Below are 15,912 nucleotides of genomic sequence, written 5' to 3'. Positions count from 1 at the left end.
CGATCGGCATACCTATTGCCGCCAACCTGAACCGCCAGCGGATGGCGGTGTATTTCCGTCCGCTGCCCGCGAAGTTGTGGGTCAGTTGCGTTTCGGCTGACGCTCCGGAGGATCAGGAGGACTACCGCGGAGACATTCGCCTCGTCGGGGGCCGCTGGCCGACTGACGGCCATCCGTGGAAACTGTCCGCCGACGACGCGGTGTTGTTCGTCGGTTCCGGGGAGCTGGAACTCTACGTGGAACCCGACAGCGCCGGCGGTAGCGAGCTACCCATCGTTGTCGCCACCGCAGAGGACGGCCGGCCGTATCTTCAGGCGGCCGGTGCGGAACCCGACGCACTGCATAAGCTTCCCTCGTGTTCGCCCGAGGAACGGGCCGAACGAGACCAACGAGATGAAGACGACTAGGGGTCGGTAGCGATCGGTGAGGACGTACTCGGTTGATTGACGGAGAGAAGATCCTGATCACCGGTGTCACGGGCAAGATCGGGTTTCCGATTGCCCGCCTGCTGGCACAGCGCAACGAGGTGTGGGGCGTCGCGCGCCTGCAGTCCGCGGCGGCCCGGGACAGGTTGACCGATGCCGGCATCAAGCCGGTCGCGCTGGATATGGCTACGGGCGACTTCTCAATGCTCCCTGACGATTTCAGCTACGTTTTCCACGCAGCGGTGGACGTCGGCGTCGGCGACTGGACTCGCTGTGTCGACACCAATGCGCAGCGCTCGGGCGACTTGCTTTACCACTGTCGGACGGCGAAGGGTTTCGTCTTCTGTTCCACTGGTTCGATCTACGCCTACCAAGGGCAGCGGCCGCTCACCGAGACGGATCCCCCCGGGGTACCGCTGCGGGCCAACTACAGCATCTCCAAAGTGGCGGCCGAAGCGGTATGCACCTGGATTGCCAACCGCTATCGGATCCCTCTGACCATCATCCGGATCTGTTCGACCTACGGCCCGGAGGGTGGCGCGCCCGCGGACCGTCTGGAAGCAATCCTGGCGCGCAAGCCGATTCGGCTCTATCCCGATAAACCCAACAACTACAACCCGATCTTCGAAGACGACTACGTGGAGTTCGGCATCCGCGCGATGGAGGTGGCGGCGACGCCGCCGGTGGTCGTCAACTGGGCCGGAAGCGAAACAGTTAGCGCCGAGGAGTACTGCACGTATCTGGGCGGACTCGTCGGTGTCGAACCGATCTTCGAGTACACGCCTCGGGCCCACACCCCGCTGTGGCCGGATGTGACACGAATGCACGAAGTGCTCGGGCGCACCAAAGTGCCGTGGCGCGAGGGCTTTCGACGCATGCTAGAAGCCCGGCACCCCGAAATCGCGCTAAGGTCATGACGATGACGCTGCCCGGCACGCCCACCGACGAGGTTGCCGACGTCCTCGCCACCGGCCGGGGAGACGTCAGCACGCTGTACGTGTCCATGGCCACCAGGCACCCACAGGGCGCGGACGCCGACTATCTGCGCTGGCATACCCTCGACCACCGTCCCGAGCAGTACCGCCTTCCGGGCCTGCGTGCCTCGTTGCGGCTGGTATCTACGCCCGACTGCCGGTCAGCCCGACTGGCGAGCCGGGATCCGTGGGATGCGGTGGACCACGTGATGACGTATTTCTTCGCCGATCCCGGCGGTCTCGCGGCATTCACCGAACTCGGCAGGGCGTTGCGTGACGCCGGCCGGATGCAGGCGTTACTGCCGCCGGTGGAACGAGGTGTGTACGACGTCGAGCGCAAACATGCTGCCCCGAGGGTCAAGATCGGCGCCGACGTGCTGCCCTGGCTGCCGGCGCGGGGCGTAATCCTGTTGGTGGAGCAGGGAAGCACACCCTGCGCCGACCTGCTCGATGTCGACGGTATGGCCGGCGTCTGGTCCGCGGTCGCGATGAAAGCGGATGCGAGCTTGGCAAACACGCAACCCGGTCAGTCGATCAGTTATCTGTTCCTCGACGATGACCCGGTTACTACGGCGCGGCGGTTGCGACCCCGGCTCCAGGCGCGATGGCGCGACACGGGGATCGAGCCGCTGCTGGCCGCACCGTTTCACGTTGTGGTGCCCCACGATTGGGACCGCTATGTGCCGTGAGAGGCGGGTGCCGTGCGCATCGGTTTGATGGTCGGTTCCGATAAGGAGCGGTCGCGAGCGGACCGGGTGACCGGGCTCGTCGACGACGGCGTTCGCGCGGAAAAGGCTGGTTTCCATTCCTTTTGGATGCCGCAGGTGCCGGGCTACCTCGATGCCATGACAGCTATCACGTTGCTGGGTCAAGCCACCAGCCGCATCGAATTGGCAACGGCAGTCGTGCCGATCCAGACCCGTCACCCGATGATCATGGCCCAGCAGGCGCTTACCACTCAGGTGGCTTGTGGCGGGCGGTTCACCCTGGGCATCGGGCCCTCTCACCATTGGATCGTCACGGGGCAACTCGGACTGCCCTATGACAGGCCGGCCCACCTGGTCAGTGACTATCTCGACGTACTGCGGGCGGCATTCGCCGGGGCCGGAGAGGTCCACGTAGAGAACCAAAGCTACCGCGTCCACTCGAGTATCGATGTCACCGACGCCTTCGAGATGCCGGTGTTGTTGGCAGCCCTCGGACCCAACATGTTGCGCATCGCGGGCGAACGCACAGCCGGCACCATCCTCTGGATGGCTGACGAGCGAGCCATTCAAGACCATGTCGTGCCGCGCATTACGGCCGCGGCCGCCGGTGGCCCCGCACCGCGAATTATCGCCGGGGTTCCAGTTGCCCTCTGCGCCAGCGACGAAGCCGAAAAAGCGCGCAGCTATGCCAGCGATGTCCTGGGGCACGCGGACTTTTCGCCCAATTACGTACGGCTACTTGAACATGGCGATGCCCGTGATGTAGGGGACACCATGGCGGCGGGGGACGAAGCTGACATCCTCGCGCGGCTGCGCCGCTATCAGGAAGCGGGCGTCACCGACCTGGCAGCCCGCGTCGTCCCGTTCGGCGACGACCAGGTTGCCCGCACGCAGTCGCGGTTACGGACCGAAGAGTTTCTCGCTTCGGTCATTTCGGCTTTGTAGACGGTTGGCGTGCTCTGTCAGGTTCGCGCCGAGTTCTCGGTGATGATGTCGCACGCCGTCTCGTAGAACGCACTGATCAGCGTGGAGAACGACAACTGGAATGGATGGATCATGTACACGTCCATCGGTGCGGGGCTCCATTCGGGCAGCACCGGGACAATGCTTCCGTCGCGCAGTTCAGCGGTGACGATGATCTGATTCGGCATCGCCCCCACGCCGAGTCCGTGCAGGATGTACTGCTTGCCGACCTGAAAGTTGTTCGCGCGCGCCCGGACCATCGGCGAGAGTTCATAGCGCCGTTTGTTCTTGGCCAGTGTCAGCTTGCCGGGACCTTCGCAGACACCGCAGTCGATGAACGGCACGGATTTGAGGTGCGCCGGACTGTTGATGGGCTCGGAAAGGTTGTCGACAAAGTCGGGCGACGCGCAGAGTAGAAGCTCCAGGCTGAAGACCTTCCGGGCAATCAGCGTCGAATCCGGCAGCGGACCGGTGCCGAAAACCACGTCGAAACCGTCATGCACGGGGTGAACCACGTTGTCCACCAAACGGATATCCAGTCGCGAATTCGGATAGCGCCGCAGGAACGCGGCACCGACCCGCGAGGCATAGTCGATGCCGACGAACACCGGGATCGCCACCCGAAGCTCACCATGCGGTTCCTGCTTGCTTTCTTCCACCAGCGCACGCACGCCGTTGGCTTCGGAAAGGATGTTGACGCCGTGGCGGTAGATCTTCTCGCCGAGATCCGTGACAGACAACTGATGAGTGTTCTTGCGGAGCAACTTGATACCGAGATCGGCTTCCAACTTGCTGAGTTTGCGGCTGACCGTCGACTTGGGCATGCCAAGCAGCGCCGCGGCTTTGGACAGGCTTCGGCTCTCGACCACCTTGCCGAATACCAGCAGGGCATCGAGGTCGAAGGGCAGGTTCTGTTCCATCGGGTGTTCCAAAATCGCAACAGGGTGTTGCAATTGAAGGCCTGTCACCTGCATCCAGTCAAGTGCTAGGTTCGCCCGATAGGGGACCGGGGCCTGCGAACAGAGTGGAGGAGGGCCTCATGCGTCAGGACGTGCTGGCTACCAAGCCGGCCAGCGGGCATTGGACCGACGCCTATCCCGAATTGGGGCGCGGCCCAGTATCGCTCGAAGACTGCGTGTCGCCGCAGTTCTACGAGAAAGAGCGCGAGCACGTCTTCAAGAAGACCTGGCTATATGTTGGGCGGGTGGAGCGCGTGCCGCGGTCCGGCAGCTACTTCACCCGTGAACTGAAGTTTCTCAATACCTCGGTCATCATCGTGCGCGGCAAGGACGACGTGATCCGTGCCTTCCACAACATCTGCCCGCACCGTGGCAACAAATTGCTTTGGCAGGACGACCCCTTCCAGGAGGTGCAGGGCCGGGCGCCGTTGTTGTACTGCCGATTTCACGGCTGGCGCTACAACCTGGACGGGTCATTGCATGCCGCCACCCGCAAGGACCTGTTGCTCGACTTCGATCCGGACGGCTGCCGGGTTCCCGGCATTCGATGCGAAGTGTGGGAAGGTTTCATCTTCATAAACCTCGACCCGAACAACACCGAGTCCTTGCGTTCCTACCTCGGCGAGTTGGCCCACGGCATCGAGGGTTACCCGTTCGCCGGGCCGCACCAGGTGTACCGCTTCCGCGTGGAATTGCAGTGCAACTGGAAGATCTTCCTGGACGGCTTCGCGGAGAGTTATCACGGCCCCTACTTGCATGCCGCCTCGTTCGGTGCCCTTACCGCGGAGGCCAGAGACGCCTTCGACCAGCCGAACCCGTTCACCGATGCGTTGGCCTACCAACTCAAGGGTCCGCACCGGATGTTCTCTTTCGCGGGGGAGCCGTCGCAGCAGACCCCCTACTCCAAACCAATCGAATGCGTGATGGAAGCAAGCGCCGCGGGCCCATGGAGCAAGCGGACCGATCGCGGCACGATGCCACCGGGGCTGAACCCCACCCGGTCGGAGAAATACGGCTTCGATTCGTTCCAGTTCTTCCCGAACTTCGTACTGATCTTCGGGTCGTCGGGATTCAGCACGCACACCCACTGGCCGACCGGCCCCCACTCGCACATCTTCGAAGCCGAGATGTTCTACCAGCCGCCCAAGACACACAAGGAGCGGTTGGGCCAGGAGCTGACGGTGACCTTCCTCAACGACATCATCCTGGAGGACGCCAGCCCCTCCGAAGGCTTACAGGCGATGCTGAACAGCGGAGCACTCACGCAATTCACCATGAACGACGAGGAGATCCTGCTTCGCCATCTGCACAAGGTGGTGGGCGACTATGTAGCGGCCGGTGAGGCCGACAGATGAATCAGACTCTGCCGCAGGAGTTCTCGCAGCTCGAGCCCCTGGTTGCCGAATGGGCCATCGAAGACGGCCACCAGCGCTACCTGAAGCGGGTGCACAGTTCCATGGCCGAAATACAGGCGTTCTACGACCAGGTCTTTCCGCACGCCGAGGAAGCCGTCGCCTATATCGACAAGTTCGACTATTCAGAACCATTGCCCGACGACGTCGCAAACCTTCGCAACCTGCTGTACTCCCTGATCACTGTGTCATTGGCAGTCGAGCTGTGGCGGCAGCCACGGGTCAAGCATTCAGCCAACACCATCCTCACCCGGCTCAGCTGAACATGGAACTCTCGACCACACCGCTCGAAATCGCCGACTGCACAACGGTAATCGGCAGCGAGATCAGGGCCGACCTGCAGACATTGCTCAGCGGCCGGCAAGCCGAGACCATCCGCGCCGCGTTGGAGCGGCGCGGCGTGATTTTCTTTCGCGGCCTGCAGATCAACGACGAACAACAGGTCGCCATCGCCAAAACTCTTGGCAGCATTGTGCAGAACGAAGGGGAGGGCGGGATCTACAAGATCTCTCTCGACCAGAGCGTGAACCAGCGTGCCGAGTATCTGAAAGGCTCGATGTTCTGGCATTTCGACGGCTCTTTGCAGCCCTATCCCAATCTCGCCACCCTGCTGCGCGCGATCAAGCTCTCAAATGCTGGCGGACAGACCGAGTTCTGCAACACCTATGCCGCCTACGAGGACCTGCCGGACGCTGATAAAGCGGCAATCGCCGACCTCCGGGTGGTCCATAGTGCCGAGCGCTCACAGTATTACGTGCGTCCGGAGATGAGCTACGAGGAAATCTGCTTCTGGCAGAAGTCTCCGACGAAGGCGTGCCCGATGGTCTGGACACACCAGTCCGGGCGCAAGTCGCTGCTGCTCGGTGCAACCGCGGACTACGTGCTCGGACTGCCGACAGAGGAAAGTCGCGCACTGCTGGCGCGCCTTCGTGATTGGGCCACCCAACCGCGCTACGTGTACCGGCATGAATGGCAGGTCGGTGACCTGCTCATGTGGGACAACACCGGCACGATGCACCGGGCGCTGCCGTATGCCGCGGACAGCGGTCGCCTCATGCATCGCACTGTTCTTGCCGGAGAAGAGCCACTGCACTGACACCAGGCCTAGCGATGCAGGAAGCCGTGCAGAATCGCTTGCACGAGTTCGTCCACGATCGCGTCCCGGGACGGTTGCTCGTCGCCGAAGAATGTCGAGCGCAGTGCCACCATGCCGGCGATCGTGGCCACTGTCGAGTGCGCGGGCAGGTCCGGCTTGTTCGAGCGCAGTCCGCGTAACTGCATGCCCTCGGCACTGATTCGGCCGAGCACGGCGATGGCGCGCCGGATGTCGGAGATGCCGGCGTCGGTCATCTCGTCCTCGCTGAACGTCTCGGAGGCAGCGAGGGTGAGCAGCAGACCCCGATGCTCGACCATCACGTCGTACAACTGACCGACGAATTGTCGGGCCAACTCGTCTTCGTCGGTCTCTTCTGGGACGACCGACTGCCAGGTGCGCCCGAATTCGTCGACGAAATTCGTGAACGGAAGGACGAGGGCCTCGCGAAACAGTCCAGCCTTGGAGCCGAAGTTTCGGAACAGCAGATATTCGGAGACCCCAGCGGCCGCGGCGATCTCGCGCGTGGTGGTGGTGCGGTAGTCCTGGCGGGCGAACAGCGCGCGGGCGGCGTCGAGCAGCAGTCTGCGCGGCTCACCGCGAGGCCGGCGGGTCGGCTGGCGCACGGCATTCACGATAGCGGTCTTGACCCTCCTCTTAGAATAGTGTGCACTATTAAAAATTGCTCCGCCGGGAAGGGATTCGTCGTGGGCGCGGTCATCATGCTCGGCACCCTGTTCGGGCTGATCGCCCTGATATACGGCGTGGTCCTGCACTTCGACCCCGAAGCGCGCAGGGCGCCACGTGAAGGGCAAGACCCATGAGCGGCGATTTGTCGCCGTTGCTGACGATCGCCGTCATCTTCGGCTGGGGCAGCGGCATTGTGTTCACCGCCCTCGGTGTGTACCTGAGCATCCGCGGCCGCTGCCTGCACCCACTGCTGCTGCTATGTATCTCGGCAATCTCCTTTTCCTGGATCGAGGCGCCTTACGACTGGGCCATGTACGCCCAGTTCCCGCCCGCCCTGCCCCGGATGCCGTCATGGTGGCCGCTGAACATGACCTGGGGTGGTCTGCCGTCATCCGTACCCCTGGGCTACATCGGCTATTTCGTCCTGCCCGCGGTCATCGGTGCCGCGCTCGGACGACGGTTGACCTCGCGGTTCGGTTGGCGCCGACCGACCACGCTGCTCACTGTCGGCTTCGTAGTGGGATTCGCGTGGGCGTTTATGTTCAACGCGTTCATCGGCGCCCGCGTCGGTGTCTTCTACTACGGCTACGTGATTCCCGGGCTCGCCGTCTTCGAGGGGACCAAGCATCAATATCCGATCTACGACTCCATTGCACTCGGTGTGCAGATGATGGTGTTCACCTACCTGCTTGGACGAACGGATGCCCAGGGCCGCAACGTAATCAAGATGTGGGCCGACAAGATGTCCCGGACTCGTGCTCAATCGGCCGTGTTGTCCGTCGTGGCCGTCATTCTCATCGGAAACCTGTTGTATGGCGCCGTGTTTGCGCCCCACCTCGTCACCAAGCTGGGCGGGTGGGTGACGTCCGGTTCAACCGAACAGCTTTTCCCGGGTGTGCCCAATCAACCCAAACACGGCGGACATTGACCGGCTGTCGGCGATAGCGCACCGCGCAGGTCACTTCTTCGACACAATCTCGCAGCATTCCTACCCAGCCGGGATCACACACCGCCACCATGAATGCAGCCAACAAGGAGGCAGTGTTCGATGCGAGTAGTTGTCTTAGCCGCGCTTGTCGCCGTCCTCTGCGCGTTGAGTCCGTTGACCGCGCCCGCCCACGCGGAACCGACGACGACGTGCGGGGTGAACCTCGCCGCACCGGAGATCCAAGCAGCGATCAAGCAAATCCCCGCGATACCGCAGAACGGGCAGTGGGACCTGAACACCCACAGCTTCGACCCGAGCAGCAACTACAACCCCTGCACCACCCTGTCGACGGTCATCATCACCGTCGTCGGCGCTACCGGAAGTTCGCCGGATCTGGCGCTGCTGTTCCACAAAGGAAGTTTCGTCGGCGTAGCGACGTCCAAGGCCTACCCGTTCACATCGCTGAACAAAGCCAAAACCACCGACGACACCGTGGCCCTGGATTACAAGGACGGCAGGGAGGTCTGCACGGCATGCCCGGGACCCACTACCACGGTGCGGTATCAGTGGCAGGGCAGCCAGCCCGCCATGCTGGACCCGGCACCCGCGTGGTGAGGCATCCCGGACCCTAGAACACCGGCTTGGCCAAACGGCACTCAGCGGACAAGATGTACAGCGGAATATCCGCATATCAACCCTGAGGTCGACGCCATGGACGCTCGCAATATCCGGTCGAACATGTTGCGTTGGGGTGCAGCCATTTTCGTCGCGCTGACCACGCTGGGTCTGCTCGGCTACGGGGAAGCCGCGGCACAACCGGCGCTGGCGGCCGAACCCGCCCAGCTGGCACGCGACCTGGTGGCCGACGAGCAGACACTGCGCGATCCGTCGTCGTCGGAGCCCGCGCTGCAGGCGGCGGCGCTCCGCGAGCAGGCCGCCTACCGCGCGATCGGACGCCACCCCGAGTGGGAGCCGACAGTGCGGCCGGTTATCCCAGCGTCGTTGGTCGGGATCTATGACCTCAACATCGATGCGCGCCATCACCTGATGGCACTCAATGGTCCGGAGGTGCGATCGACGCTGCCTGCGTGGCGCATCGACCCACCGGCCTCGACCGCCGAACTGCTCAGTTACTACCGCGCAGCCGAGGCTGCCACCGGCGTCGGTTGGAACTATGTGGCGGCAATCAACATGGTCGAGACCGACTTCGGCCGGATCTCCGGGGTGAGCAACGCCGGCGCGCAGGGGCCCATGCAATTCCTGCCGTCGACATTTTCCTCCTACGGCGCCGGCGGCGACATTCATTCGCCGCGGGACAGCATCATGGCGGCGGGCCGAATGCTTGCCGCCAACGGTTTCCCCGGCAACATCGACGGCGCGATCTACAGCTACAACCACTCCAGCCACTACGTCGCAGCCGTCAAGGACTACGCCAGGGTGATCGGCGCCGATCCGGCCGCGTTCGCCGGATATCACCGATGGGATGTCTATTACCTAACGACCTCCGGGGATGTGCTGTTGCCGGTCGGGTACGTGGCATCGGAGCGAATTCCGGTGGCCGACTACCTCGCCAGCCACCCCCAGTGACGCGTTGACAGGCAAGTAGCTACTTGCATAACGTCGAGCCGTGGGCGACGTCTTCAAGGCCTTGGCGGACCCCACACGCCGCGCCATTCTTGACGAACTGACCGATCGGACGGGACAGACTCTCTTCGAGATCTGCGCACGGCTGACGACCAAGCACGGGTTGGGCTCGTCGCGGCAGGCGATTTCTCAGCATCTCGACGTGCTCGAGGATGCCGGCCTGGTCGCGGTGCGGCGTGAAGGCAGATACAAGTTCCACTACATCAACACCGCCCCGCTCGAGCCGATCGTTGCCCGATGGCTGACTCGGCAGAAAGGATCAGCATGAGGATCAACCTGACCAGTGTGCTTGTCGACGACCAGGACAAGGCGTTGCGCTTCTACACGGAAGTTCTCGGCTTCACGGCTAAGCACGATGTACCGCTGGGCGAGCATCGGTGGATCACCGTGGTTTCCGCCGACGACCCCGACGGCACCGAACTGGTGCTGGAACCTGACCAGCATCCGGCGGCCAAGTCCTTCAAGGAAGCGCTGCTCTCCGACGGCATCCCGTTCACGTCCTTCGCCGTGGACGACGTGCAGGCGGAATATCAGCGGCTCAGCAAGCTCGGGGTGCTGTTCACACAACCCCCTACTGAGATGGGGCCCGCGACGACGGCAGTGCTCGACGACACGTGCGGCAACCTGATTCAAATCGCACAACTCAGCGGCTGAGCCGCACCATTCAGGTCATGCAGACATTGGAAAACAAGAGGACCGGCCACGAAACTATCGAGCCCAGGAAGGACACCACCAGGTCCGCACCGCGCAGCTGGTGCAGGTGGTCGGTGTGAGTCGACGACCACACCAGACCCACAATGAAGTACGGGATGCCGAGGATGACGGCGAGGCCGAGCCATTCGGCGACGGTCATCTTGTAATCGAGCAGGTAACGCAATTTGGTGAGCATCTTGGGCCCTCGTCGTTGAGTGCTTCCCGGACGGGTCGAGCACCAGCTATGTTAACCCCGATTCGGCCCGGCCGTTGCCTAGCCCGACGCGGTGTGAGAGCCTCACAGTACCTGGTGAACTCGGTCAGAAGTCCACGAAAGCGGGCGAAGCGCTTGGGGGTGCTGTGAATGTCCATTCCAAGGAACCCGGTGGTCAAGCATCCTGAGCTTTCGATCGATGACACACGTATCCGGGTCAGTCGGCGGACGGCACGCTGGAGCGACGAGCCGGTCGATATCCGGGCAGCCATGGACTTCTGGGCGTTCGCTGCGGGCGCGGCCAATGTGATCATGCAACTGTCGCGACCCGGGGTGGGTTACGGCGTGGTGGAGTCCAAGGTCGATTCCGGCAACCTGCTGAAGCACCCGTGGAAACGGGCCCGGACGACGTTTCAGTATTTGGCCGTCGCGGTCTTCGGGTCTGCGCAGGACCGCGTGGCGTTCCGCGAGGCCGTCGACGGCGCGCATCGGCACGTCAAGTCGACGCCCGAAAGCCCGATCCGCTACAACGCGTTCGATCGCGAGTTGCAGATGTGGGTGGCCGCATGCTTGTTCGTCGGATTGGAAGACACCTACCAACTGCTGCGCGGGCCGATGAATGACCAACAGGCAGAGGAGTTTTACCGCTCGGCGTGGACCTTGGGCACCACTCTGCAGGTATCGGAGGAGCAATGGCCGCCGACCCGAAAAGCATTCGACGACTACTGGATTGAGGCGTGCCGACACGTTGAGGTGGGGGAGGTGGTCGGCAACTATCTGCGGGAGTTGGTCGACCTCCAGATGATCAATCCGATGCTGCGGTTACCGTTCCATCGATTGCTGAAGTTCCTGACCGCCGGCTTCCTGGCGCCGATCTTCCGGGATGCGCTCGGGTTCTCATGGAGTCCGGCAAAGCAACGCCTCTTCGAGAACCTGTTCCTTCTAGTGGCTTTCGTCAATCGCTTCCTGCCACCGTTCATTCGCCAGGGCGGCAGTCATATCCTGCTGGCCGACGTGCGCCGCAGGGTACGGCGGAGCCGCCCACTGATTTGAGAGATTGACCGCGATGGATCGGATCCGGCGTGTACTGAGCTACCAGGTCAGTGTCGGGGCGCTGATCGAGGTTGCGGTATGGCTGGCGCTGCCCTACCTGTCGATTGGCCTGGTCTGGGCATTCCTGCACGGCGCGCAGGTGGAGCAGATCGAGGCGCGATTGTCCCAAGCGCTGCCCGCCGGTGCTGACATGGCGGCGTTCGGAGTGGCAACTGCGTTGTGGCCGGCCTCGATCCAGATCGCGAACTCCTGCCCGGCCCCTTGAGTGTGCAGCAAGGGCTTTGAGTGGGAAGCTGCGGTGCGGTTTCTGGGCCAAAGTCCGCCCTCAGCACACACTCAAAGCCGCCGGAGCACACGCGACGCCGCTGATGCACACTCAACGCCGCCAGCGCACACGCGATGCCGCTGATGCACACGCGATGCCGCCAGCGCACACGCGATGCCGCTGATGCACACTCGACGCCGCCGGCGCACACGCGATGCCTGATGCACACTCAACGCCGCCAGCGCACACGCAACGCTTCCAGCACACCCACGAACCGGACTACTCCGGCGCAGCGCAAAACCCCGGGCCTGCCTCGGGCGTCACATTGCGCGCGGTGATCTCCTGCTCGCAGTGGGCGCAGACTAGACGCGGGTCAGCGATCTCACCACACCCGTTATGGCGCAACACGATTGGCGGACCATCCGGTAGGGGCAGGTGCCGGTCCCCCCACTGCATCAGGACAACGATGGCCCCGAAAAGATCGTGGCCCGCCTCGGTGAGTCGGTACTCGTGGCGCGCGGGGTCCTGCGAATACGGCACTCGGTCGAGAAGTCCCGCCTCCACCAGCGTCCGCAGCCGCGACGACAAGGTCGGCCGGGGGATGTTCAAATTGCGCGCCAACTGGCCGAAGCGTTGCACGCCGAAGAACGCCTCGCGCAGGATCAGGAGCGTCCACCGCTCGCCGACCAATTCCAGCGCTCGACCTACGGACTCGCCCTCGAAGCGATGAGTTAAGTCGCTGATCATAGTTCACTCACTGTACCGGTTTAACTATTGAACCACACCTGGTAACGTAACTGAACCGTGACCACTGATGTACTGGCCCAGGACATCGCGCTGTCGGCCCACGAATTGTCAGCGCAGATCGAACGTGAGCGCAGGCTGCCGCCCGAACTCGTGGACCGGCTCAACGAAGCAGGCCTGCTGCGGGCCACCATGCCGCGCGAGGTCGACGCCCCGGAGCTCGAGCCATCAGCGGCCTTACGGTGTGCCGAAACGATTGCGCGCGGTGACGCCGCGACGGGCTGGTGCGTGTCGATCGCGATCACCAGCGCCCTGTTGGTCGCCTATCTTTCCAGTGACACCCGCGATGAAATGTTCGGCGGCGGAACGGGTGTCGCCGCAGGGGTATGGGCACCGCGGGGCAGGGGGCGATCGGTGGACGGCGGCGTCATGGTGTCAGGACGCTGGCCGTTCTGCAGTGGAATCACCCATGCCGACATGTTGTTCGCGGGCTGCTTCGTCGACGACGGGCCAGTGCCGTCCGTCGTTGCGCTGCCGAAGCGCGATCTGCAGGTCCTCGACAATTGGCACACGTTAGGCCTGCGCGGTACGGGTAGCCACGACACCGTCGCCGACGACGTCTTCGTACCCCGCGACCGGGTGTTCTCGTTGTTCGACGGGCCCGTCGTGGACCGGCCGCTGTACCGCTTCCCGGTGTTCGGATTCTTCGCACTGTCCATCGGTGCGGCCACCTTGGGCAATGCCCGTGCCGCCATCGACGATTTCACCGACTTGGCGGGCGGGAAAAAGGGGCTCGGATCCACCCGCACCCTGGCTGGACGCTCCGCCACCCAGGCCGCGGTGGCGACGGCCGAGTCGTCGCTGAGCGCGGCGCGTGCGTTGTACTACGAGGCCATCGACACCGCATGGCAGGCCAGCCAGCATCCCGAGCCGGTGCCGGTAGCCGCGCGCAATCGGCTTCGCTTGGCGGCCACTCACGCGGCGCGCACCTCCGCCGACGTGGTGCGCACGCTGTACGACCTCGCGGGCAGCAGTGCCATCTACGACGGTGCGCCGCTGCAGCGGCGATTCCGCGATGCATTCACCGCCACCGCGCATTTCCAGGTCAACGAGGCGTCCCGCGAGCTGCCCGGACGCATCCTCCTTGACCAGCCGGCCGACGTCTCAATGCTGTGACCGCTGTCGAAGTGGTTCTCCCGTTCTGGCTCGACCGTCCCGACCAGGAGGCGGTAGAGATCGCGCGCACGGCGGCACAGACCGGGTTCGACGCCGTCTGGATCGGCGAAATGGCCACCTATGACGCCTTCGCGTTGGCGACGGCGATCGGGCTGCGCGCACCGGAACTGACTCTCAAGATCGGGCCGTTGCCTGTCGGGGTGCGCGGACCGGTGACCCTCGCGCTAGGTGTCAGTACCGTCGCTTCGCTCACCGGCAGCCGGGTCGACATCGCGCTGGGAGCCTCGAGTCCGGCGATCGTCGCCGGCTGGCACAACCGCCAATGGACCCACCATCTGACGGTTATGCGCGAGACCATCGAATGCCTGCGGCCAATGCTGGCCGGTGCGCGTGTCGACTTCTCCGGTCAACATGTCTCGAGTCACGGCTTCCGGTTACGCAGCCCCAGCCCGGATACGCGGATATCGGTGGGCGCGTTTGGATCCGGAATGATTCGACTCGCGGCGCGGCATGCTGACGAGATAGTGCTCAACCTGGCGTCACCGGCCCGGGTGGCTGAGGTCCGCAGTTTGATCGACCAGGCTGCGACGGACGGTCCGCCGCCGCGACTCACGGTATGGGTGCCGGTTGCCATCGATCCAGGTGCCGCCGCGCATGCCCAATTGGCCGGTCAACTGGCGGTATATCTCGCTCCCCCCGGATACGGGGAGATGTTCGCCGCGCTCGGTTTCCCCGACCTCGTGGCAAGGGCGCGGGCTGGCACACCTCGCCGCGAGCTGGCGGCAGAAATCCCTGTCGAGTTACTAGAGGGCGTGAGTGCGTTGGGCTCCGCGGACCGCGTCGCGGCAAGGCTGCACGCGTACCGGGCTTCTGGTGCCGACTGCGTAGCTGTCGTGCCCTCGACCGCCGAAGACCCCGAAGCCCGGAAAATCCTTGCCGCTATAGCCGAAGGACGTCAATGACACTCACCAACACCGTGTGCCGCCTGGCCAGCCGCCCCCTGGGCCTGCCGAAGGAATCCGACTGGCATATCGACGAAGAACCCGTCGGGCCGGTGTCCGAGGGCGAGTTCCTGGTACGGGTGGACTACCTGTCGGTGGACCCGGCAATGCGCACCTGGATGAACGCGGGACGGTCTTACGTGCCGCCGGTCGAGATCGGGGACGTGATGCGTGCCGGCGGTGTAGGACGCGTAATCGATTCGCGGAACCCGCAATTCGCCGTCGGGGACGACGTCTACGGCACGTTCGGAGTTCAGCGGTACGCAATTTCCGACGGCCGGGATGTGACGCGTATCGATACCGCGCTGGCGCCGGCTCCGGTGCATCTCGGCGCACTGGGGATCAGCGGCCTCACAGCCTATTTCGGGCTGCTCGAGGTGGGGCGGCCGCAGCCGGGACAAACCGTCGTCGTCTCGGGCGCGGCCGGTTCGGTGGGCAGCATCGCGGGCCAGATTGCGCGGATCAACGGTTGCCGTGTCGTGGGCATTGCGGGCGGTCCGGGCAAGTGTCGATGGCTGGTCGAAGAACTGGGCTTCGACGCCGCGATCGATTACCGGGCGGGCGATCTGCGTCGACAACTGAAAGTGCACGCGCCCAACGGTATTGACGTGTTCTTCGACAACGTCGGAGGGGTGACCCTGGAAGCGGCCCTGGCACGGCTGGCGCGCGGTGCACGAGTCGTCATCTGCGGGGCCATCTCACAGTACAACGCCACCGAGGAGTTACACGGCCCCGCCAACTACATGCAGTTGCTGGTCGCGCGGGCATCCATGACCGGCTTCGTCATCTTCGACTATGCCGATCGTTACGGTGAAGCCGTTGTCCGGCTGGCGGATTGGCTACGCAGCGGGGAATTACGCTCGCACGAGCAGGTGATCAGTGGCGGTGTCGGCGACTTCCCCGAAGCGCTGCTCGCATTGTTCCGCGGCGACAACACCGGCAAACTGATTCTCGCCCTCGACGGTTCGTAG

Annotated in this window: 21 protein-coding genes; 17 read left to right on the top strand and 4 right to left on the bottom strand. The window is 63.9% G+C overall.

The window, feature by feature from the left end; all coding sequences use genetic code 11:
* From A5636_RS26630 to A5636_RS18140, 4 genes are all read left to right on the top strand, one after another.
* Nucleotides 1-407, top strand: a 407-nt coding sequence (locus A5636_RS26630; protein WP_172827267.1) for a hypothetical protein, incomplete at its 5' end; no start/stop codon positions are given.
* Between the two features lie 32 nt (nucleotides 408-439).
* A complete protein-coding gene (locus A5636_RS18150) occupies nucleotides 440-1,342 on the top strand; it encodes an NAD-dependent epimerase/dehydratase family protein (RefSeq protein WP_065160024.1) in 903 nt (300 codons plus the stop codon).
* Between the two features lie 2 nt (nucleotides 1,343-1,344).
* Nucleotides 1,345-2,088 (top strand): hypothetical protein, encoded by a 744-nt coding sequence (locus A5636_RS18145; RefSeq protein ID WP_065160023.1) that lies wholly within the window; start codon nucleotides 1,345-1,347, stop codon nucleotides 2,086-2,088.
* Nucleotides 2,089-2,100: 12 nt separating this feature from the next.
* Complete coding sequence (locus tag A5636_RS18140) at nucleotides 2,101-3,051, top strand: TIGR03564 family F420-dependent LLM class oxidoreductase (protein WP_065160022.1); 951 nt, start codon at nucleotides 2,101-2,103, stop codon at nucleotides 3,049-3,051.
* Between the two features lie 17 nt (nucleotides 3,052-3,068).
* On the opposite strand, the gene A5636_RS18135 is transcribed toward A5636_RS18140, so the two are convergent.
* Nucleotides 3,069-3,989, bottom strand: coding sequence for a LysR family transcriptional regulator (locus A5636_RS18135; RefSeq protein WP_065160021.1), 921 nt, complete (start codon nucleotides 3,987-3,989; stop codon nucleotides 3,069-3,071).
* A gap of 119 nt (nucleotides 3,990-4,108) precedes the next feature.
* Here A5636_RS18135 and A5636_RS18130 point away from each other — a divergent pair, with 119 nt between their 5' ends.
* Genes A5636_RS18130 through A5636_RS18120 form a run of 3 tightly spaced genes read left to right on the top strand, consistent with a single transcriptional unit; the run spans nucleotide 4,109 to nucleotide 6,536 of the window.
* On the top strand, nucleotides 4,109-5,383 hold the full coding sequence (locus A5636_RS18130) for an aromatic ring-hydroxylating oxygenase subunit alpha (protein ID WP_065160036.1): 1,275 nt from the start codon (nucleotides 4,109-4,111) through the stop codon (nucleotides 5,381-5,383).
* A complete protein-coding gene (locus A5636_RS18125) occupies nucleotides 5,380-5,703 on the top strand; it encodes a hypothetical protein (protein ID WP_065160020.1) in 324 nt (107 codons plus the stop codon). The genes A5636_RS18130 and A5636_RS18125 overlap by 4 nt, the downstream gene beginning before the upstream one ends.
* A gap of 2 nt (nucleotides 5,704-5,705) precedes the next feature.
* Complete coding sequence (locus tag A5636_RS18120; RefSeq protein WP_065160019.1) at nucleotides 5,706-6,536, top strand: TauD/TfdA dioxygenase family protein; 831 nt, start codon at nucleotides 5,706-5,708, stop codon at nucleotides 6,534-6,536.
* Between the two features lie 8 nt (nucleotides 6,537-6,544).
* Here the strand turns inward: A5636_RS18120 and A5636_RS18115 are convergent, their stop codons facing one another.
* A complete protein-coding gene (locus A5636_RS18115) occupies nucleotides 6,545-7,159 on the bottom strand; it encodes a TetR/AcrR family transcriptional regulator (protein ID WP_253900634.1) in 615 nt (204 codons plus the stop codon).
* Between the two features lie 194 nt (nucleotides 7,160-7,353).
* On the opposite strand from A5636_RS18115, the gene A5636_RS18110 reads away from it, so the two are divergent.
* The 5 genes from A5636_RS18110 to A5636_RS18090 all read left to right on the top strand — a co-directional run bounded on the left by A5636_RS18110 (nucleotide 7,354) and on the right by A5636_RS18090 (nucleotide 10,449).
* Nucleotides 7,354-8,151 (top strand): spirocyclase AveC family protein, encoded by a 798-nt coding sequence (locus tag A5636_RS18110; protein WP_065160018.1) that lies wholly within the window; start codon nucleotides 7,354-7,356, stop codon nucleotides 8,149-8,151.
* Nucleotides 8,152-8,271: 120 nt separating this feature from the next.
* Nucleotides 8,272-8,766 (top strand): LppP/LprE family lipoprotein, encoded by a 495-nt coding sequence (locus A5636_RS18105; RefSeq protein WP_065160017.1) that lies wholly within the window; start codon nucleotides 8,272-8,274, stop codon nucleotides 8,764-8,766.
* A 96-nt stretch (nucleotides 8,767-8,862) separates the two neighbouring features.
* A complete protein-coding gene (locus A5636_RS18100) occupies nucleotides 8,863-9,738 on the top strand; it encodes a lytic transglycosylase domain-containing protein (protein WP_081287863.1) in 876 nt (291 codons plus the stop codon).
* A gap of 40 nt (nucleotides 9,739-9,778) precedes the next feature.
* Nucleotides 9,779-10,063 (top strand): ArsR/SmtB family transcription factor, encoded by a 285-nt coding sequence (locus A5636_RS18095; protein WP_065160016.1) that lies wholly within the window; start codon nucleotides 9,779-9,781, stop codon nucleotides 10,061-10,063.
* A complete protein-coding gene (locus A5636_RS18090; protein WP_065160015.1) occupies nucleotides 10,060-10,449 on the top strand; it encodes a VOC family protein in 390 nt (129 codons plus the stop codon). The genes A5636_RS18095 and A5636_RS18090 overlap by 4 nt, the downstream gene beginning before the upstream one ends.
* Nucleotides 10,450-10,459: 10 nt before the next feature.
* On the opposite strand, the gene A5636_RS18085 is transcribed toward A5636_RS18090, so the two are convergent.
* Nucleotides 10,460-10,684, bottom strand: a complete 225-nt coding sequence (locus A5636_RS18085) for a hypothetical protein (protein WP_065160014.1) — start codon at nucleotides 10,682-10,684, stop codon at nucleotides 10,460-10,462.
* A 168-nt stretch (nucleotides 10,685-10,852) separates the two neighbouring features.
* Here A5636_RS18085 and A5636_RS18080 point away from each other — a divergent pair, with 168 nt between their 5' ends.
* Both A5636_RS18080 and A5636_RS18075 read left to right on the top strand, forming a co-directional pair.
* Entirely contained in the window at nucleotides 10,853-11,755 is a 903-nt protein-coding gene (locus A5636_RS18080; protein WP_172827266.1) for an oxygenase MpaB family protein, read from the top strand.
* A gap of 13 nt (nucleotides 11,756-11,768) precedes the next feature.
* On the top strand, nucleotides 11,769-12,020 hold the full coding sequence (locus tag A5636_RS18075) for a hypothetical protein (protein WP_065160013.1): 252 nt from the start codon (nucleotides 11,769-11,771) through the stop codon (nucleotides 12,018-12,020).
* A 279-nt stretch (nucleotides 12,021-12,299) separates the two neighbouring features.
* On the opposite strand, the gene A5636_RS18070 is transcribed toward A5636_RS18075, so the two are convergent.
* On the bottom strand, nucleotides 12,300-12,767 hold the full coding sequence (locus A5636_RS18070; RefSeq protein WP_065160012.1) for a winged helix-turn-helix transcriptional regulator: 468 nt from the start codon (nucleotides 12,765-12,767) through the stop codon (nucleotides 12,300-12,302).
* Nucleotides 12,768-12,824: 57 nt separating this feature from the next.
* Between A5636_RS18070 and A5636_RS18065 the strand changes: the two genes are divergently transcribed.
* The 3 genes from A5636_RS18065 to A5636_RS18055 are packed head-to-tail and all read left to right on the top strand — an operon-like array spanning nucleotide 12,825 to nucleotide 15,912.
* Nucleotides 12,825-13,940 (top strand): acyl-CoA dehydrogenase family protein, encoded by a 1,116-nt coding sequence (locus A5636_RS18065; protein ID WP_065160011.1) that lies wholly within the window; start codon nucleotides 12,825-12,827, stop codon nucleotides 13,938-13,940.
* Nucleotides 13,937-14,902 (top strand): LLM class F420-dependent oxidoreductase, encoded by a 966-nt coding sequence (locus tag A5636_RS18060; RefSeq protein WP_065160010.1) that lies wholly within the window; start codon nucleotides 13,937-13,939, stop codon nucleotides 14,900-14,902. The genes A5636_RS18065 and A5636_RS18060 overlap by 4 nt, the downstream gene beginning before the upstream one ends.
* A complete protein-coding gene (locus tag A5636_RS18055) occupies nucleotides 14,899-15,912 on the top strand; it encodes an NADP-dependent oxidoreductase (protein ID WP_065160009.1) in 1,014 nt (337 codons plus the stop codon). Before A5636_RS18060 ends, A5636_RS18055 begins: the two co-directional genes overlap by 4 nt.

It is taken from the genome of Mycobacterium asiaticum (assembly GCF_001673315.1).
GTDB lineage: Bacteria > Actinomycetota > Actinomycetes > Mycobacteriales > Mycobacteriaceae > Mycobacterium > Mycobacterium asiaticum_B.
Note: the sequence above shows the minus strand (reverse complement) of the source record. Positions and strands in the feature narration are given on the sequence as shown.